Annotated in this window: 10 protein-coding genes and 2 pseudogenes; 5 read left to right on the forward strand and 7 right to left on the reverse strand. The window is 67.1% G+C overall.

Annotation, left to right across the window (positions count from 1 at the left end; all coding sequences use genetic code 11):
• Positions 1-14: 14 nt before the first annotated feature.
• Positions 15-9480, forward strand: a pseudogene (locus SHTP_RS06460) (amino acid adenylation domain-containing protein).
• A gap of 21 nt (positions 9481-9501) precedes the next feature.
• On the opposite strand, the gene SHTP_RS06465 reads toward SHTP_RS06460, so the two are convergent.
• The 6 genes and pseudogenes from SHTP_RS06465 to SHTP_RS06490 all read right to left on the reverse strand — a co-directional run bounded on the left by SHTP_RS06465 (position 9502) and on the right by SHTP_RS06490 (position 15371).
• On the reverse strand, positions 9502-11295 hold the full coding sequence (locus SHTP_RS06465; protein WP_096370105.1) for an acetyl/propionyl/methylcrotonyl-CoA carboxylase subunit alpha: 1794 nt from the start codon (positions 11293-11295) through the stop codon (positions 9502-9504).
• Between the two features lie 110 nt (positions 11296-11405).
• Positions 11406-11825, reverse strand: a complete 420-nt coding sequence (locus SHTP_RS06470; protein ID WP_012393126.1) for a SufE family protein — start codon at positions 11823-11825, stop codon at positions 11406-11408.
• A complete protein-coding gene (locus tag SHTP_RS06475; protein ID WP_096370106.1) occupies positions 11822-12727 on the reverse strand; it encodes a sulfurtransferase in 906 nt (301 codons plus the stop codon). Before SHTP_RS06475 ends, SHTP_RS06470 begins: the two co-directional genes overlap by 4 nt.
• Before the next feature lie 39 nt (positions 12728-12766).
• Positions 12767-13417 carry a Maf family protein gene (locus tag SHTP_RS06480; RefSeq protein WP_096370107.1) on the reverse strand — a complete coding sequence of 217 codons (651 nt, stop codon included), beginning with the start codon at positions 13415-13417 and terminating at the stop codon, positions 12767-12769.
• Positions 13414-13623 (reverse strand): annotated as a pseudogene (locus SHTP_RS06485) (acyl-CoA carboxylase subunit epsilon); the annotation flags it as partial. The pseudogene SHTP_RS06485 and the gene SHTP_RS06480, both read right to left, overlap by 4 nt.
• 107 nt (positions 13624-13730) lie before the next feature.
• Positions 13731-15371, reverse strand: a complete 1641-nt coding sequence (locus tag SHTP_RS06490; protein ID WP_096370108.1) for an acyl-CoA carboxylase subunit beta — start codon at positions 15369-15371, stop codon at positions 13731-13733.
• 150 nt (positions 15372-15521) lie between these two features.
• Here SHTP_RS06490 and SHTP_RS06495 point away from each other — a divergent pair, with 150 nt between their 5' ends.
• Positions 15522-16352 carry a biotin--[acetyl-CoA-carboxylase] ligase gene (locus SHTP_RS06495; RefSeq protein WP_096370109.1) on the forward strand — a complete coding sequence of 277 codons (831 nt, stop codon included), beginning with the start codon at positions 15522-15524 and terminating at the stop codon, positions 16350-16352.
• A gap of 62 nt (positions 16353-16414) precedes the next feature.
• Entirely contained in the window at positions 16415-16933 is a 519-nt protein-coding gene (locus tag SHTP_RS06500) for a PH domain-containing protein (RefSeq protein ID WP_012393132.1), read from the forward strand.
• Here SHTP_RS06500 and SHTP_RS06505 read toward each other — a convergent pair.
• A complete protein-coding gene (locus SHTP_RS06505) occupies positions 16888-17571 on the reverse strand; it encodes a GtrA family protein (RefSeq protein ID WP_096370110.1) in 684 nt (227 codons plus the stop codon). The two genes, SHTP_RS06500 and SHTP_RS06505, sit on opposite strands and share 46 nt — an antisense overlap.
• 99 nt (positions 17572-17670) lie before the next feature.
• On the opposite strand from SHTP_RS06505, the gene SHTP_RS06510 reads away from it, so the two are divergent.
• Both SHTP_RS06510 and purE read left to right on the forward strand, forming a co-directional pair.
• Positions 17671-18885, forward strand: coding sequence for a 5-(carboxyamino)imidazole ribonucleotide synthase (locus SHTP_RS06510; RefSeq protein WP_172900640.1), 1215 nt, complete (start codon positions 17671-17673; stop codon positions 18883-18885).
• Positions 18878-19393, forward strand: a complete 516-nt coding sequence (gene purE / locus SHTP_RS06515; RefSeq protein WP_011740570.1) for a 5-(carboxyamino)imidazole ribonucleotide mutase — start codon at positions 18878-18880, stop codon at positions 19391-19393. Before SHTP_RS06510 ends, purE begins: the two co-directional genes overlap by 8 nt.
• Positions 19394-19410 lie beyond the last annotated feature (17 nt).

Consider the following 19410-nt stretch of genomic DNA (forward strand, 5'->3'; position numbering starts at 1 on the left):
CTGAGGAGTTTCATATGACGGCTGGTACCCCGACGGTCTCGCAATGCCCTGGTGAGGACGACGGGGACCAGGCAGCCCGGTGGGTAGCGGCTTCGGCATCGTTGACCCTTGATCGGTCGTTGCATGAACTCGCCGACGCGGGACACTTCGGACACATCAGTGCCGGAGCCGACGGATCCGCGGTCGATCTCGCCGAGCTCAGTGCGATCGTGGAGCGCGTCGGTGGCATCGATGTCGGCCATGCGGCCCTGCTCGCGGTACATCACGGTGCGATGCAGACCGTCTTGCTCCATGGCAGCAGCCAAGCCCGTCAGCGATTCATCGATCCGATGCGCACCGCCCGGCTGCTGGGTTCCCTGGCGATCACCGAGCCCAGCGTGTCCGGTTCCAACCTGCGTGAACTGGTCAGCACAGCGATCCCCGACGGCTCCGACTGGGTGATCAGCGCCGCGAAATCCTGCATTACCGGTGCGGGATGCACCGGCGTGTTCGTGACTCTGGTGCCGTTCGCCGTCGACGGTGGCACCGCGTTGACCGCGGTGGCGATCCCGGCTGACAGTCCGGGGGTCAGCGTGCTGCCCCCTGAGAGAACCTTCGGATTGCGGTCCGTTCCGGTGTCGGGCATCCGCTTCGATGGGGTGCGGGTAGCGCCCTGGCAGATCCTCGGCGGGATTGGCGATGGGCTCGAGGTGATCGACCAGGGCCTGCGGATCGGCCGCGCTAGCGCCGGCGCGATTGGCCTGGGCGTGATGAAGCGATGCGCGCAGTTGATCTACCGCTTCGCGTCACAACGGGAGGTGAGCACCGGCCTGCTCATCACCGACCCGGTTGTCCAGCGCCGCACGGCGCGCATCGCCGCAGAGATCGAATCGATCGAGGCCCTGCTCGGCGTCGTCGCGACCGAGCCCGACACCCCGCAAGAGATCTTCCTGACGCTCAAGGTCGCCGCCTCCGAGTTCGCCTATCACGCCACCGACAACGCGATGCAGACGCTGGGATGGCGCGGCTACGTGGAGCGCAACCGGGTCGCCGCATTGATGCGAGACGTCCGGTTCCTGCGGATCGGGGAGGGGCCTTCGGAAGCCCTGCTGACCGAACTGGGCGCTCGCTTGGCCGCGCGATCGGACACCGTCTATGACTGGATGGCCAGCCGCGGCTCAGGCCGCGATGCGGCAAACCGGCTGCGGGAAATCGTGGACGAACTCGCTGCCGATACCTCGGTCAACAATTTTCACGACCTGGGCCGGCTTGGGGGCTGGGCGATCCTTGCGGCGGTGGCACCGCAAGGGTTGGCGGCGCAGGCGCTCATCGAGCGGGGTTGGCGTCTCGAACGGACCAAGGTGGGCGGGCGAAACGAGCACGCCAGCGGCTACGAACAGGCGCTACCTGCCTACGCCGATGCGGTCGGCACGCTTGATGAATTTCTCGCCGGCGACGCCGAGGTTGACCCGGCCCTGCATCCGCTTCGCCGGCGGGAGGCTGAACCGATCGCCGGTCCCCGGCGGCCGGGCGGGGATCACAGCATTCACGAACTCGTTGCCGCCCAGATCGAGCGCACCCCCCAGGCCATCGCCATTGAAGACGTTCACGGGGCCACGGTCACCTATGCCGAGCTGGGCGAGCGGGTCGACGCGTTCGCCGAACACCTAGCCGCGGCGGGGGTCCGACCCGGTGATGCCATCGGCGTCTTCCTCGGGCGCAGCGTTCACCTGGCCGTCGCGGCGCTGGCGATCGCGCGATCCGGGGCGGTGGTGGTGGTGAACCCAACCCATCCGAGCGCGCGGGTCGCGGACATGATCACCGATGCCGGTGTCAGTCGCGTTGTCGTCGACGATCAGACCCGGCCATTGGTTCCGGTCAACGCACCCGAGCTGATCGCGGCCGACCGCGCCGGCGCAGCGGTCGCGTCGATGCCGCCGCCCCAGCTCGATCCTGCTGAGCCGGCCTACCTCAACTTCACGTCGGGTTCTACCGGCCACCCCAAAGCGGTGACCAGTTCGCACCGTGCATTCTGCAATCAGCTGCTGTGGCGGCGCGACGAATTCGGCCTTGGCGGCGATGATGCGTTGCTGCAGACGGCCGCACCCACATTCGACATCTTCATGTGGGAGATCTTCGGCCCGCTGGTGGCCGGTGCCCGGCTGGTGTTCAACCCGGGGGGAGTGGGATCCGCACTCTATCGTCCAACGCGTCAGGCAGTCGAGCATCACGATGCTGCAGATCGTTCCCTCGCAGCTGGATGTGCTGCTCGAGGAGCCCGATCTTGGCCAGTGCATGACCTTGCGCTACGTGTTCTGCGGTGGTGAACCGTTGTCGTTGGCGCTGTGCCGGCGGTTTGCCGCCGTGTTGCCCCACGCCGAGCTGGTGAATCTGTACGGACCGACCGAGACGACCATCGATGCGACCTTCTGGCGTGTCGAAGTCGCCGACGAGGCATCCTGGGCGCCTATCGGACGTCCGATCGCCAACGCGTGCCTCTACGTTGTCGATCCGGAGGGCGCGCTGGCCGCCCCGGGGGGCGAAGGCGAGCTGTGGATCGGCGGTGCCGGTGTCACGATGGGCTACCTCGGCTCGCCGGCCATCACCGCGCAGCGTTTCCGCCGCGACGTCCGCTGCGCGCATCCCGGTGCCCGGGTCTATCGCACCGGTGATCGGGTACGCCAAAGACCCGACGGGACGCTGGAGTTCCTCGGTCGGATGGACCGGCAGCTCAAGGTGCATGGCGTGCGGATAGAACCGGCAGAGATCGAGCGAACCCTGTGTGAGCACCCGGGTGTGCAGCATGCGGTGGTCACCGTCAAAGAGCGCGCGCCCGGCGACAAGGCCCTGGCCGCCTATCTCATTTCCGACTCCCCGAACATGGAGCTGGATCTGGAGGCCGTGCTCAAGACCTGCCGCACCAAGTTGCCCGCCACGATGGTTCCGGCCGCGGTGATGGTGCTGGACTCGCTTCCCCGCACCTCGACCGGCAAGGTGGATATGGCCGCGCTACCAGCCGTTCCCTTCGCCGGTGCTGTCGGTGCTGCCGATGCTGACGCCGATGTGCGCGATGTGCCGCAGCGACTGATCGGACTGGCCAGAATCTGGGAAGAGATCCTCGGCCGGCCCGTCCTCGATCCCAATGCGGACTTCTTCCGCATCGGTGGGCATTCCCTTGCCGTGTTGCGGGTGATCATGCGGGTGCGTGAACGGATGGGCGTGGTCCTGCAGATGCGCGACTTCGTTTCGGCCGGGACCCTGACCGGCCTGCAAGACCTCATCGAGCAGAAACTGCGACAGGTCGCTACCGCCGCCGAGGTCGAGATGCTTGAACCGGCGCCCGTGGACCGGCGGGCGCCCCTGCCGCTGGCACCCATGCAGGCCAATCTGTGGTACCTGCAGCAGCTGGCACCGACGATGTCGGCCTACAACATCGTCGAGGCCGTGCACATTCGTGGCGAGGTGGACACTCGACGCTTGGAAGCCGCGTTCGCCGCGGTGATCGAGCGGCACGAGGCGCTGCGGACGATCTTCCCCTATCAGCAGGGGCAGCCGGTCCAGGTTGTGCTGGCACCCGGCGGCGCCGCGCCGATCGAACATGCCGACCTTTGCGGCGGCGGCCAAGACGACGGCGATGCCCGCGCCCACGAGCTCATCGCCGAACTGGGGGCGCGCCCATTCGTCCTGCAAAAGGATCTACCCATCCGAGTGCTGCTCATCGCGCTCGGCGCCGATGACCACTACCTGGCCTGGAGCGTGCACCACATCGCCGCCGACGGGTGGTCGGCCGCCGGACTGCTCAACGCCGAGCTGAGCAAGGCCTACGCGGCGCTGGGTAGGGCAGCGCGGCTGCCCCAGCTAAGCCTGCAACCAATCGATTACCACCACTGGGTGGCCGGGCAAATCACCTCCGGCGACCGCGCGGCGCTGGAGGGCTATTGGAGTGAGCATCTGCGCGATGCGCCGCCGGCGATCGATCTGCCCAGGGATTTCCCGCGCCCGCTGCGGGGTAGCTTCCGCGGGGCGCGAGTGCCGATCGTGATCGACGACGACGACGACCGGGCGGCGGTGCGAGCACTGGCTCGCGAGCATGGCGCGACCCCGTACAGCGTGCTGGTCGCGGCCTTCATGGCGTGGATCGCCAGCCGTGGCCGCCAGCGCGACATCGTGATCGGCGGCGTGACCGCCGGGCGTGAGCATTCCGGCATCGAGAACGTGATCGGCAACTTCGCCAGCACCCTGCCGTTGCGCTGCCGGCTGCGCGACAACCCCACGTTCGCCGACCTGGTCGTCCGCGCCCGCGATGAGGTCCAAGCCATGGTCGACCACAGTGCTTTGGCATTCCCCGACATCGTCAATGTGGTCCGCGCGGAGCGCGCTGGTACCCGCAACCCGATCTTCCAGGCCGTGGTCACGTTGTTCGACGGCGATATCGCCCCGGTGCGCATCGAGGGTGCCGAGGTCAGTCACGTGGCGGTCGACCCGGGGTCGGCCAAATTCGACTTGGTGGCGTCGTTTGCCGACGACGGGAAAACGCTGGGCGGTTTCCTGGAATACGACCGCGAGCTGTTCAAAGCGGCCACGGCCGAACGGCTGGCGGCCGAGCTGGTCGCGACCATCGGTTCGCTCACCCGAACACCCGAATGCCGCATCGAGGACTACGCCGTGGGCGGTGGGGCCTTCGTTGCGGTCACCCCAGCCCCGCTGACCCATGCCCAGCTGCGGATCTGGCTGCTCGACCGGAGGAACGCGGGCGGCCCGGAACTGTGTGCGCAGCGGTATTTCGACCTGCGCGGCAAGGTTGACGTCGAGCGGTTGCACGACGCCCTGGAGCTCCTTGCACAGCGCCACCCCGTGCTGCGGACCAGATTCCCCGAACGCGCGACCGGGCCGGTCCAGATAATCGGGGATGCCGAGCCGGTGCAAGTCCGCGATCTGCGCGGCCATGACCCAAGCGATCAGGAATCGCTACTGCGAGAGCTGGTCTGCGCGGATGCCGCCAGACCGATCGACATCACCACCGACTCTCCGCTGCGTGCGCTCATTCTTCGGCTGGCCGACGACCGGGTGGTGCTCGGACTCAACTACCACCAAATCGTTGCCGATGATTGGGCCGGGGCGACGATCTTGGCCGAACTGTCCCGGCTCTACGGCGCCCTGGGCGACGGGCCGCTCGATGATGAACCCCCCGTCGCGCCGACCATGGGGCAGCTGGCCCTGGCCGAGTCCGCCCAACCCCGCCATCGGCTGGAGGAAACCGACCTGCCGTTCTGGGACGAGATGCTCTCCGGCCTCCCGGGTCGCCTGGAGCTTCCCACTGATTTCCCGGCGCCGTCGGTGGCGTCGTTTTCCGGGGCCAGGTTCGAATCGCCGCTGCCCGATGATGTGCTCGAGCGGCTGGACCGGTTCGCGGCGCAGATCCAGGTGCAGCGGTCCACGGTGGTGCTGGCGATGTGGCAGTACCTGCTGCACCGCCACTCCCAGCAAGACGCGTTGCTGGTTGGGCTGCCGTTCCCGGCCCGCCCCGCCGGGGTGTCCGAGGCCGCGATCGGATATTTCGCAAACCTCCTGCCGGTGCGCGCGGATTTCTCGCCGGCGCTCACCTTGTGGTCGCTGACGACCGCGACCGCCGAGCGGCTGGCCGCGACGACAGCCCACGCCGACGTGCCCTTCGAAGAGCTGCGGGAGCGGTTCGCGGCGCGGGACAAGGCCGCGTCGCTGATCGAGGCGGCGTTCGTTCCGGAGGTCCCCGGCTCCTATCGGCCGACGCTGGACGGGCTCGACGTCACCCCGGTGCCACACGACCCCGGCCGTTCGCTGTTCTGGCTTTCGCTGTCCTTGCAGTCCGACGGGACCGCATTGCGGCTGGTGTTCGAATACCGCGATGCGTTGTGGGACGCACAGAGCATCGCGCGGATGGCCGCTCATCTGGTGACACTGCTGGCCGCGGGCCTCACCCAACCCGACACCACGTTGGCCGAGTTCTCCATGCTCACCCAGGGCGAGACCGACCAGTTGCGGGCTCTGGATGGACGCCGCGAGATTCGGCCCGCACACCCTGCGCTGCACCGATGGTTCGAGGACCGGGCGCGAGTTGATCCGGACGCCGAAGCCGTCCGGTTCCTGGGGCGTGGGCTGACCTATGCCCAGCTGGACGCCGAGTCGAACCGGCTGGCCAGGTTACTGATCGCCGGTGGCGTGCGCCCCGGTGACAAGGTCGCGATGCTGCTCGAACGCACCCCGCTGATACCCATTGCGGTACTGGCCATCATCAAGACCGGCGCCGCCTATGTGCCGCTGGACCCCAGCTGGCCACCGCAACGAGCCGAACTCGTGCTGTGCGACTGCGCCCCGACGGCAATCCTCACCGAGACCGCGCTTCAACACGTGGTGGCCGACCATGACGCGCCGATCCTGCAGCTGGATGCGCTGGACCTCTCCGACCAGCCCGGGACCGGGGTCGACATCGAGGTGAACGACGACGACGTCTCCTATGTCATCTACACCTCGGGCTCGACCGGCCGCCCCAAGGGTGTCGAGGTTACCCACGCCAATGTGATGCGGCTGTTCAGCGCGACCGAGGGGCTCTTCGAGTTCACCAGCGCGGACCGTTGGACGATGTTCCACTCCATCGCCTTCGACTTCTCGGTTTGGGAGCTGTGGGGACCGCTTCTGTACGGCGGATGCGTGGTGATGGTGCCATATCTGGAGACCCGGACCCCGCGCGCGTTTCGCGAATTGCTGTCACGTGAGCGGATCACCGTACTCAACCAGACGCCGTCCGCGTTTCGACTGCTGCGCGACGCTGACGCCGAGGCCGACACACCGCTGTATTTGCGCTACGTGATCTTTGGCGGCGAAAGGCTGACGTCCTCGGACCTGATCCCCTGGATCGAGGCACACGGCGATTCCCATCCCGACCTGATCAACATGTACGGCATCACCGAGACGACGGTGCATGTGACGTTTCGTCGATTGCGCCGCGAGGATGTGCTGGGCGGGCGGGGTTCGCGGATCGGACGCCCGATACCCGACCTCGAGTGCCTGCTCACCGACGCTGCCGGCAACCTGGTCCCGCTCGGTGTGCGCGGCGAGATCTGCGTGGCCGGTCCCGGGCTGGCAAAGGGCTACCTGGGGCAGCCGGAACTGGCCGGTCAACGCTTTGTTCCACACCCGTTTCGCCCTCGGGAGCGGCTGTACCGAAGCGGCGACGTCGGACGGCGACTGCCGTCGGGCGAGATCGAGTACTTCGGCCGCCTCGATCACCAAGTCCAATTGCACGGTTTTCGGATCGAGCTCGGAGAGGTCGAAAACGCCGTCTCGGGGCTGGAAGAGGTGGTGGCCTGTCATGCGATGGTGCGCCACGACGACGCCAAACCCCGGTTGGTGGCCTACGTGGTGACCTCGACCGGCGAGCAACTGCCGATCAATTCCAGCCGCCAGAAGTTGGCCGCCCGCCTTCCCGGCTACATGCTCCCGTCAGCGATCGTCATCGTCGAATCCCTGCCACTGACCGCGAACGGCAAGATCGATCAGCGGGCGTTGCCGGCACCGATGGTGGCGGCCGGGGCGCCCAGCGCAACGCCGAGTGAGACCACCGACTCCACCCGGAATCTCGCCGCCTCGACGGTTGACCAGATCCGGCAGGTGTTCGCCGAGGTCCTGGGACTTCCCTCGGTCGGTGCTGACGACAACTTCTTCGATATCGGCGGCGACTCGATGTACGCGGTGCAGCTCTCGGCGAAGGCCAGAGCGTTGGGGCTGGCGGTGGAGGTTCAAGATCTCTTCCAGTGCCAGACGCCCGAGCAACTCGCGGCCGGCATGATCCGCACCGGTTCGGCCGGTGCGGCGCTGCAATCGGAGCCGCGAACGCCGATGGTCGAGGGTCCGCAACCCAGCGATCTGCCGCCGAGTGTGGAGGATGCCTACCCCCTGGCCGCCCTACAAGCCGGGATGCTGCTGCACAGCCGAGTCGATGGGCCGTGCATCTATCACGACGTGTTCAGCTATCTGGTAGACGCCCCGTGGGACGAGATCGCGTTCCGCGCCGCCGTCGACGTGGTCACCGCCCGGCACCCGATCCTGCGGACGACCTTTGATCTGTCCGGCTATTCGCGACCGCTACAGGTGGTGCGTGAAGAGGTGTGCACCCCACTGACGGTGATCGACCTGTCCGGGCAGAGCGCCGCCGAACAGGAGGCCACCGTGGCGGCCTGGATGGAAGCCGAATCGAGTGCGGCCATGCAGTGGCAAACCCAGACTCCGTTCGGGGTGGTGATCCACGTGCGCGATGGCGAACGCTTCGAACTGGGGCTGACGGTCCACCATGCGCTTCTGGATGGGTGGAGCGTGGCCGAACTTCAGCGTGACCTGCTCGTCAGCTACGACGCATTGCGGACCACCGGCGCGCCCCCGGCCCGACCGCGGCTGCAGAACCATTTTCGGGAATTTGTCATGCTCGAGAGCGAAGCCGAGGCCAGCCCGTCGAGGGCCTTCTGGCTCGATCGGCTACAGGGCTTCCAAACGCTGCGCTTCGCGGGTGACCGCCTGCAGCACGTCCGCCCCAAGTTCCGGTGGATCGAGCTGCCCGAGCGCATCGAGGCGGGCCTGGTGCGGATGGCTCGCAGTCGACACGTACCGCTGAAAAGCACGCTGCTGGCCGCCCACCTGGCGGTCAACGGCCGTCTCGGCGCCACCGACGACGTCCTGAGCGGGGTTGTCGTCAACGGCAGGCCCGAAACCGACGACTCGGCCAGCGCCCTGGGGATGTTCTTGAACACGGTCCCGTTGCGGATCAAGATGACGGCACCGGACTACGCCGGGCTGGTCGACCAGGCGTTCGCCGCCGAGCGCGACCTGTTGCCGCATCGTCGGGTGTCGTTGCGGGCAATCCAGCGTGACATCGGCATCGGCGGATTGTTCGAGACGGCGTTTAACTTCGTCAGCTTCGACAAGGCCGGTGCCAGAGAGCGCACACCGGGTTCCGCGGGTGCCAGGGATTCGAGAACCTTGCGGCGCAAGATGATCGCCCACACCAATCTGCCGTTGGTCACCATATTCGCCCGCGAGTATGGCGCCCTCGGCATCGGCATCGAATACGATCCGCGGCTGGTTTCCGACGAACAGTTCGACGCGATTGTCGCCGCCTATCTGGATGCCATCGAAGCCATCGCCGATGGTGGATCAGCTCGACTTCCGGTGTTTCGGCACGAGACGGAGTTGAACTTCCTTCGCCCGACGGGTCTGGTGGCGCCACACGTGGCGGCCAACCCCCAGGAAGTCACCCGCAGGCAGCTGGAGCGGATCTGGGAGCGGGTTCTGGGCCATCCCGTGGTCGGTACGGATTCGGTGCGCGATTGCGGCGGCGACTCCATCGACGCTTTGGTCATCGGTGAGCACATCGCCACCGAATTCAAGTGCGATCCGCCCCTTGCCGAACTCCTCGACGGTGCCACCGTGCAGTCGCTGACGTCGACGCTGACGCCGGCGGGCACCGGGTGAAATCTGTGGCCGGGGGCGGCCCTACTTGATCTCGGCGAGCACCGTTCCCTGGGTGATGGCCGCGCCGGCCTCGACCGCAAGCCCGGTGATGACACCGTCTTTGTGAGCGGTGACCGGGTTCTCCATCTTCATCGCCTCGAGGACCACGACGAGCTCGCCGACGACGACCTCCTGGCCTTCTTCGACCGCCACCTTCACCACGGTGCCCTGCATCGGCGCAGTCACGGCGTCGCCGGAGGCGGCGGCACCGGTGTGGGCACCGCGCTTGCGCGGCTTGGGCTTGCGCCGGATGACACCCGCATCGGCGCCGGAGCCGTTGGACATCGCCAGATCGGCGGGCAGCGAGACCTCGACGCGGCGACCATCGATTTCGACGACCACGGTTTGGCGTGGGCGGAAGTCTTCGTCGTCGAGCGGTTCACCGGCGGTGAACGGTTCGATCGTGTTGTTCCATTCCGTCTCGATCCAGCGCGTGTGCACCGAGAAACCGTGCTCGTCGCCGATGAATGCCGGGTCGGAGACCACCGCGCGGTGGAACGGGATGACGGTGGCCAGGCCCTCGACCTGGAACTCGGCCAGAGCGCGTCGAGCTCGCTCCAGCGCCTCGGTGCGGTTGGCGCCGTACACGATCAGCTTGGCCAGCATCGAGTCGAATTGGCCGCCGATCACCGAGCCGGTCTCCACACCGGAGTCCATCCGCACGCCAGGACCGGCCGGCGGGTGGAACTTGGTGACCGGACCGGGAGCCGGTAGGAAGCCGCGGCCGGCGTCCTCGCCGTTGATCCGGAACTCGATTGCGTGTCCCCGCGGGGTGGGGTCTTCGGTCAGGTCCAGCTTCTCGCCGTTGGCGATGCGGAACTGCTCGCGGACCAGGTCGATCCCCGCGGTCTCCTCGGTGACCGGGTGTTCGACCTGAAGACGGGTGTTGACCTCCAGGAAGGAGATCAGGCCGTCCTGGCCGACCAGGTATTCGACCGTGCCGGCGCCGTAGTAGTGGGCCTCTTTGCAGATCCGCTTGGCCGACTCGTGGATCTCCTTGCGCTGGGCGTCGGAGAGGAACGGCGCCGGAGCCTCTTCGACCAGCTTCTGGTAGCGGCGCTGCAGCGAGCAGTCGCGGGTACCGGCGACCACGACGTTGCCGTGCTGGTCGGCGATCACCTGCGCCTCGACGTGGCGCGGCTTGTCCAGGTAGCGCTCGACAAAGCACTCGCCGTGGCCGAATGCCGCGGTGGCCTCGCGCACCGCCGAATCGTAGAGCTCGGGAATCTCTTCCATGGTGCGGGCGACCTTCATGCCGCGCCCGCCACCACCGAAGGCCGCCTTGATGGCGATCGGCAGCCCGTACTCCTGGGCGAAGGCGACCACTTCTTCGGCGTTCTTGACCGGGTCGGGAGTGCCGGGCACCAGGGGCGCCTTGGCGCGGGCGGCGATGTGGCGGGCGGTGACCTTGTCGCCGAGGTCGCGGATGGACTGCGGGCTGGGACCGATCCAGATCAAGCCGGCGTCGATCACGGCCTGGGCGAAGTCGGCGTTCTCCGACAGGAAGCCGTAGCCGGGGTGGATCGCGTTGGCTCCGGACTCCGCCGCCGCGTCGAGGAGCTTCTCAAAGTCCAGGTAGGACTCGGCGGAAGTCTGGCCGCCCAGGGCGAACGCCTCGTCAGCCAGGCTGACGTGCGGGGCCTCGGCGTCGGGTTCGGCGTAGACCGCCACGCTGGCCAGGCCCGCGTCCCGGGCCGCCCGGATCACTCGGACTGCGATCTCGCCGCGATTGGCCACGAGAACCTTGGAGATCCTGGAGCTGGCGTGACTGGCCACTGCGCCTCCTGTAGGGCTGGAAGTCTCTTCGTCTTTAAGAGAATTTCTTACAAGTCTTGTCCGGGGAAGTTTAAGCGGCGCGCCGGAAGCTCGGTCACGCGGTTCCCCTTTCACACGGTCTCGCGCAGCCGCCGCTTGATTCGGGCGAGCATCGCCGACATCCCGCGCAGCCGTAACGGGCTGATCAGATCCGCCAGGCCCAGTTCGCTGTAGAAGTCCTCAGGCACGGCCAAGATCTCGGATGCGGGTTGCTCGTCGAGGCCGGCGGCCAGGATCGCGGCAAAGCCACGGGTGGTCGGCGCCTGCGCCGGGGCGCTGAAGTACAGCCGCACCCGGTCCGGGTCTTGCGCGTCGACATGCAGGAACAGGGGGGACTGGCACTCGGGCACGGGCTCCATGGCGGCCTCGGCGAGGTCGGACGGCAGCGGCGGTAGCTCGTTGGCGAATTCCAACAGCAAGGCGAGCTTGTCCTGGCCCTGGACTTCGCCAAAGTCGGACACCACCTCCGCCAGCGGAGCGGGCATGCTCATCGCGGCGACGCAAGTCCATCGGCGGATCCGGGGCTCTCGCCCCCGACGATCGGCACCCGCACGGTATTGCCCCACTCGGTCCAGGATCCGTCGTAGTTGCGCACCCCGGGCTTGCCCAACAGATGGGTGAGCACGAACCAGGTGTGGCTGGAGCGCTCGCCGATGCGGCAGTACACGATGGTCTTGTCATCGGGGTCCAGGAAGCCGTAAAGCTCGTCAAGCTCGGCGCGGCCGCGGAACCGCCCGCTCTCGTCGACCGCCTTGGCCCACGGAATGGACTGCGCCGTGGGGATGTGGCCGCCCCGCAACACGCCTTCCTCCGGGTAGTCGGGCATATGCGTGCGCTTGCCGGTGTACTCGTCGGGGGAGCGCACGTCGATCAGCGGCTGGGTGCCCAATGTGGCCAGCACGTCGTCCTTGTAGGCCCGGATGGGGGCGTCGTTTCGCTCCACGATCGGATAGCCCGCGGAGGTCTTGGCGGGCACGGTCAGCGAGGTGTCCCGGCCCTCTGCGATCCACAGGTCGCGGCCCCCGTTGAGCAAGCGCACGTCGGGGTGGCCGAACAGGGTGAACACCCACAGGGCGTAGGCCGCCCACCAGTTGCTCTTGTCGCCGTAGATCACCACGGTGTCATCGCGGCTGATGCCCTTGCGGTCCATCGACTCGGCAAATTGCGCACCGTTGATGTAGTCGCGCACGCGCGGATCGTTGAGGTCGGTATGCCAGTCGATCTTGACGGCGCCCGGGATGTGGCCGATGTCGTAGAGCAGGACATTTTCGTCGGACTCCACGATTGCCAGGCCGGGAACGCCCATGTGTGCGGACAGCCAGTCGGTGGTCACCAGGCGTTCGGGGTGGGCGTAGGCCGACAGGGTGGGATTTGGGTCTGGGGGCAACGGCACGGTGTCAGCCTACCCATCGCACTATCAGGTCAAGCAGCATCAGGGGAGCGGATTCGACGCCCAAAGTGCGGCTATGGATATACCGGCGCGGCTGATCAGGTCCCGCGTCAGCGGCAGCCCAATTCCCACCACGGCGGACGGATCGCCCTCGACGCCGGTGATGAACCAGCCGCCCAAGCCGTCCAGGGTGAACCCGCCGGCCACCTTCAACGACTCCCCGGTGGCCAGATAGGCCTCCAGGTCGTCGTCCGAGGGGGCCGCGAAGTGGACCGTGGTGGTCGAGGTCTCGTCGTCGCGGTGCGTGACGCGTTGCTCGGTCAACCGTACGACGCTGTGCCCGGTGTACAGGTGCCCGCAGCGACCGGCCATCGAGCGCCACAATTGCCGGGCGCCGTCGACGGTCTCGGGCTTTCCGCACAGCCGGCCGTCAATGTAGAGCATCGAATCGCAGCCGATGACAAGGCAGTCCGCGGCGACGGAAGCCTGCTGCCCGGTCAGGGTGGTCGCTACCTGTTCGGCCTTTGCGCGTGCCAGCACACGCACCACATCCGCCGGTGTTGCGGCCGGACCCAGCCCGGCCATGATGGCGTCCTCGTCGACTCCGGAGACCACCACCAGCGGATCAACGCCAGCCTGTTGAAGCACCTTGAGCCGACCCGATGAGGCCGAGCCCAGTACCAGTCGGGTCATCGCCGCATGTGCGTCATTTCCTGCAACGTGATGCGCTGCCAACTGAAGACGGGGTAGCGCAATCTGTCTACCGACAACCCCCACCGGGATGGCTCGGGCGCTGCGGCCGGGGCTGCGCTGCGCAGGCTGCCCAGCACCGCGACCAGCGCCGCGAGCTCCTGTTCGGTCGGCGCTCCCTTGAGCACGTGGATGTGCGGTTCCAGCGGGTCATGCGCCGGCGCGGTCACCGTACCCTCGCCGCCCTCGCTGGCCTCGGTGGCGTCGCTGGTCTCGGGCTGTTGATCGATCGGCTGGTTGCCGTTGTTCACGTCGCTCACAGGGGGATGTTCCCATGCTTCTTGGGGGGCTGCTGGGCGATCTTGCGTTCCAGCAGACGCAACGCGGTTCCGATGTACCCGCGGGTGTACGACGGCGGGATCACCGCGTCGACGTACCCGCGTTCGGCGGCGATGTAGGGATTGACCAGGGTGTCCTCGTACTCCTGCTGCAGCTGCAGCAGGAGCGCGTCGACATCCTTGCCGGCCTCGGCCGCTTTCTTGAGCTGCTGGCGATACACGAAGCCGACCGCCCCGGACGCGCCCATCACCGCGATCTGCGCTGTCGGCCAGGCCAGGTTGACGTCGCAGCCCATGTCTTTGGAACCCATCACGCAGTACGCGCCGCCGTAGGCCTTGCGGGTGATGACGGTGACCTTCGGGACGGTGGCCTCGCCGTAGGCGTAGAGCAGCTTGGCGCCGCGGCGGATGATGCCGTTGTACTCCTGGCCGGTTCCGGGCAGGAAGCCCGGAACGTCCACCAGCATCACGATCGGGATGTTGAAGCAGTCGCAGGTCCGCACGAAGCGGGCCGCTTTCTCGGAGGCATCGATGTCCAGGCAGCCGGCGAAGTGGGTCGGCTGGTTGGCGACGATGCCCACCGGCCGGCTCTCGATGCGCCCGAACCCGACCACGATGTTCTGCGCATAGCCGGCCTGGATCTCGAGGAACTCGTCCTCATCGAGGATCCGGGTGATGACCTCATGCATGTCGTAGGGCTGGTTGGGCGAGTCCGGGATCAGCGTGTCCAGCTCCAGGTCCTCGTCGGTGAGGTTCTCCTCGATGGGCCCCTCGGGGGCGGGAGCGGGGTAGCGCGGTGCGTCGGTGGCGTTGTTGGGCGGCAGATAGCTCAGCAGCTCGCGCACATATTCGAAGGCGTCCTGCTCGCCGGACGCGACATAGTGGGCGGTACCCGACTTGACCATGTGGGTGTGGGCACCGCCGAGCTCCTCCATGGTGACGTCCTCGCCGGTGACGGTCTTGATGACGTCGGGTCCGGTGATGAACATCTGACTGGTCTGGTCGACCATGACCACGAAGTCGGTCAGTGCCGGGGAGTAGACGTGCCCGCCCGCGGCGGCTCCCATGATCAGCGAGATCTGCGGGATGACGCCCGAGGCCAGGATGTTGTTGCGGAAGATCCGGCTGTACAGGCCCAGGGAGACGACACCTTCCTGGATGCGCGCGCCGGCGCCGTCATTGATGCCGATCAACGGTCGTCCGGTCTTGACTGCCAATTCCTGAACCTTGACGATCTTCTCGCCGTACACCTCACCCAGGCTGCCGCCGAACACGGTGGCGTCCTGGCTGAAGATGCACACGTCGCGGCCGTCGATGGTGCCGTAGCCGGTGACCACACCGTCGCCGACCGGGCGGTTGCTCTCCAGGCCGAAGTTGGTGCTGCGGTGCTTTGCCAGCGCGTCCAGCTCCACGAACGAGTCCTCGTCGAGCAGCGCATAGATCCGTTCGCGTGCGGTCAGCTTGCCTTTGGCGTGCACCTTCTCGATGGCGCCCTCGCCGACCGGATGCAGCGACTCGGCGCGGCGCTTGTGTAGCTCTGCGAGCTTGCCCGCGGTGGTGTGGATATCGATGGTGTGCTCGGCAGCGGGCTCAGCAGTGTGGTCGGTAACGCTGGTCATGGGAGTTGATGGTATCGGCCGGACCCGCATCGGTTGGCCCGGGCGTGCCTGAGCACCCGACGGTCGCGCGGGGATTGCCGATGTGCGCCGCGGCGAACCGTCCGACAATTGATCTCCCACGGCCGGCCCGGCGTTCTCTAGGCTTGTGCCGTGACGGACCGCGATCAGCTCAGGTTGCCGTTGGACGCCAGCAAGCTGCGTAGTGAGGCGATCGACTCGGGATGGCGCCAGCTCGACGTCGTCGATGAGACCGGCTCCACCAACGCCGATCTGCTGGCCCGGGCCGCTGCCGGGGCCGATATCGAAGGGGCGGTGCTGATCGCCGAACACCAGACGGCCGGACGGGGGCGGCTGGGGCGCGGCTGGTCGGCCACGGCGCGAGCGCAGATCACCATGTCGGTCGGGGTGCGGGTGGACGGCGTCCCCACCGCCACCTGGGGCTGGCTGTCGCTGGCCACCGGGTTGGCCGTGGTGGACACGGTGACCCCGTTGCTTGACGGCACGGCGGCGCAAGCGGGTTTGAAGTGGCCCAACGATGTGCTGGCCGGTCTGCCCGGATCGCTGGGCAAGCTGGCGGGCATTCTCGCCGAGGTGGCGATGCCCTACGCGGTGATCGGCATCGGGCTCAATGTCACCCAGGCGCCCGACGAAATTGCGGGGCCCGCAGCGACCTCGCTGCTGGACCTCGGGGTGCCGGCACCGGATCGCAACGAACTGGCTGCCCGCCTGTTGCGCGAGCTTGCGGCGCGGATCGATGAGTTCAGACGCGCTCACGCGCGGCTATCGGCGGACTACCGGGCCCGCAATCTGACCATCGGTTCGCGCGTGCGTGCGCAACTCCCCGGCGGGCGCGAGATCGTCGGGATCGCCCGCGACATTGATGAGCAGGGGCGATTGCGCCTGCAGACTACGCCCGACGAGGCGGGCAAGTCCGGCGAGACGGTCGTGGTCGCCGCGGGTGACGTGGTGCATCTGCGCTAGTGCGGCGCGGCCATCCGTCCAACTTCAGCAAACAGCAGCCAACGGGGGATAGGGTCGCCACCATGGGCTATCCGGACAATGCCATGGCCGCAGGCGAGCAGGTCGTCCTGCATCGTCACCCGCACTGGACCCGGCTGGTCTGGCCGGTCGTGGTGTTGATCCTGATCACCGGGCTGGCCGCGCTGGGCTCGGGGTTCGTCAACTCGACGCAATGGCAGCAGCTGGCCAAGAACATCATCCATGGCGTCATCTGGGGGATCTGGCTGGTGATTGTCGGCTGGCTCACACTATGGCCGTTCCTGAGCTGGCTGACCACACATTTCGTGGTCACCAACCGCCGGGTGATGTATCGCCAGGGCGTGCTGACCCGCAGCGGGATCGACATCCCGTTGGCCCGGATCAACAGCGTGGAATTCCGGGACCGGATATTCGAGCGAATGCTTCGCACCGGGACGCTGATTATCGAATCGGCGTCACAGGATCCGTTGGAGTTCTACAACATTCCGCGCCTGCGAGAAGTGCACGCGCTGCTCTATCACGAGGTTTTCGACACCCTGGGCTCCGAGGAAGCCCCCAGCTGAGCGGCCGATCGCGCATCTGAGCGGTTGGCCCTGGCGGACTTGTTGCGCCGGGAGCGCAGCAGGGTGACGTTGCCGCCCTCGATCTCGTCTTCGAAGACTTCGGCGATACCGCCCGCGGTCAGTGCCGACTCCAGCGCCTTGTCCGGGTTGCGTGCGAACTCGTCGGGGAACACCCAGCGGCGGAACGCCCAGAACCGGAAGGCCATCTGCAGCAGATTTCCGATGATGTAGGCCGAGACAAAGTCGGCCAGGTTCTCCACGGTCAGCGAGACCATCGGCACCCGTAACTGCAAGACATAGCTGGAGAACCACAGCGGGGCCATGCTCAGCAGCACACCCACGCCGCTGAACGCGAAGAACAGCAGCGCCTCGTGGTGGCGCTCCCGGCCGCCACGGTCGCGGAAGCTCCATTCCCGGTTGAGCACATAGGACGCGATGACAGCGACGATTCCGGCGATCACCTTGGCCGTCACCGGCTTGGGTTCCAGAATCGTCAACTTCAGCGTGTAGAAAATTGCCGAGTCGATGATAAAAGTAGTGCCGCCGACGATGGCAAATTTGATCAGTTCATGATGACGCTGCGCAAAGGGCTGAACCACCCTGGGAAGGCGCGCGATTGTGGCATCGGCAAAGGACACAACAAGTCAGTGTACGGATTGACACGAAATAGACGCAAAATGATACATAACGATTTGGTGTTGCAGCCGCCAAACACGCCGGTCATGGGCCATGACACCATGATGGCCGTGCCAAGTTCTCGCACCCCCCAGGTTGCCATGGTCGGTGGTGGCCAGCTCGCCCGGATGACCCATCAGGCCGCTATCGCCCTGGGTCAGAACCTGCGTGTGTTGGTTAACTCCGCCGATGACCCGGCGGCGCAGGTGACACCCAATGTGGTGATCGGATCGCACACCGATCTGGACGACCTGCGCCGCATCGCGGCCGGAGCCGACGTGGTGACCTTCGACCACGAGCACGTTCCCGCCGAGCTGCTGGACAAGCTGGTGGCCGAGGGAGTCGTGCTGGCGCCGCCGCCACAGGCTCTGGTGCACGCGCAGGACAAGCTGGTGATGCGCCGGCGGCTGCAGGCACTCGACGTCCCGGTGCCGCGCTACCTGGGCATCCACCAGCTCGAGGAACTCGGTGAGCTGGACGCGTTTGCCCGCGAGCTGGACGCGCCGCTGGTGGTCAAGGCGGTCCGGGGTGGTTACGACGGCCGCGGTGTGCAGATGGCGCGCGATCTGGCCGATGCTCGCGACATCGCCAGCGGCTACCTGGCCGGGGGTGTTCCGGTGCTGGTCGAGGAGCGGGTCCAGTTGCATCGAGAGCTCTCGGCGCTGGTGGCACGCTCGCCGTTCGGCCAGGGGGCGGCGTGGCCGGTGGTCGAGACGGGGCAGCAGGACGGCATCTGCGTCGCGGTGATCGCGCCCGCGCCGGCGCTGTCCGCGCAAGCTGGCGCCGATGCGCAACAGCTAGCGCTGCGGTTGGCCGCCGAACTGGGCGTGGTCGGGGTGCTCGCCGTGGAACTCTTCGAGACCACCGACGGCGCTTTGGTGGTCAACGAGCTCGCGATGCGGCCGCACAATTCCGGGCACTGGACCATGGACGGATCGCGCACCAGCCAGTTCGAGCAGCACTTACGCGCGGTGTTGGACTACCCGCTCGGCGATACCGAGGCGATCGCGCCGGTGACCGTGATGACCAACGTGTTGGGGGCGGCCGCGCAACCGGCGATGAGCCTGGACGAGCGGCTGCACCACCTTTTCGCCCGGATGCCCGATGCCCGGGTGCACCTCTACGGCAAGGACGAGCGTCCCGGCCGCAAGGTGGGACATATCAATTTCCTCGGTTTCGACCCGGCGGCCGTTGCCGGGCTGCGAGAGCGGGCCGAGTTGGCGGCACACTGGTTGTCACACGGACAGTGGACGGACGGATGGGATCCCCATGGCTGAACAGCCCCGGGTCGCGGTGATCATGGGCAGCGACAGTGACTGGTCGGTAATGGCTGACGCCGCCAAGGCGCTGGCCGAATTCGACATCGCGATGGAGGTGCGCGTGGTCTCGGCGCATCGCACCCCGCAGGTGATGTTCGACTACGCGCGCGACGCGGCCGGTCGTGGCATCGAGGTGATCATCGCCGGCGCCGGCGGAGCCGCGCACCTACCCGGAATGGTGGCCTCGGCCACCCCGCTGCCGGTGATCGGGGTGCCGGTGCCGCTGGCCCGCCTCGACGGACTGGACTCGCTGTTGTCGATCGTTCAGATGCCGGCCGGGGTGCCGGTGGCTACCGTGTCCATCGGAGGCGCCCGCAATGCCGGCCTGCTGGCGGTGCGGATGCTGGGATCATCCGATCCTGCGCTGCGCGCGCGGATCGCCGCTTTCCAAGACCAGCTGGCGCAGACCGTGCAGGCCAAGGATGCGGAACTTCAGAAACTTGCGGGTAAGTTAACCCGCGACTAGAAGCCGACTAGGAGGGC

Source organism: Mycobacterium ulcerans subsp. shinshuense (assembly GCF_002355775.1).
GTDB lineage: Bacteria > Actinomycetota > Actinomycetes > Mycobacteriales > Mycobacteriaceae > Mycobacterium > Mycobacterium marinum.

Coding starts and splice junctions, on each gene's coding strand:
- SHTP_RS06470 (WP_012393126.1), bottom strand. CDS start 11,825: ATGAGCATGCCCGCTCCGCTGGCGGAGGTGGTGTCCGACTTTGGCGAA.
- SHTP_RS06480 (WP_096370107.1), bottom strand. CDS start 13,417: ATGACCCGACTGGTACTGGGCTCGGCCTCATCGGGTCGGCTCAAGGTG.
- SHTP_RS06490 (WP_096370108.1), bottom strand. CDS start 15,371: ATGACCAGCGTTACCGACCACACTGCTGAGCCCGCTGCCGAGCACACC.
- SHTP_RS06500 (WP_012393132.1), top strand. CDS start 16,415: ATGGGCTATCCGGACAATGCCATGGCCGCAGGCGAGCAGGTCGTCCTG.
- SHTP_RS06510 (WP_172900640.1), top strand. CDS start 17,671: ATGATGGCCGTGCCAAGTTCTCGCACCCCCCAGGTTGCCATGGTCGGT.
- purE (WP_011740570.1), top strand. CDS start 18,878: ATGGCTGAACAGCCCCGGGTCGCGGTGATCATGGGCAGCGACAGTGAC.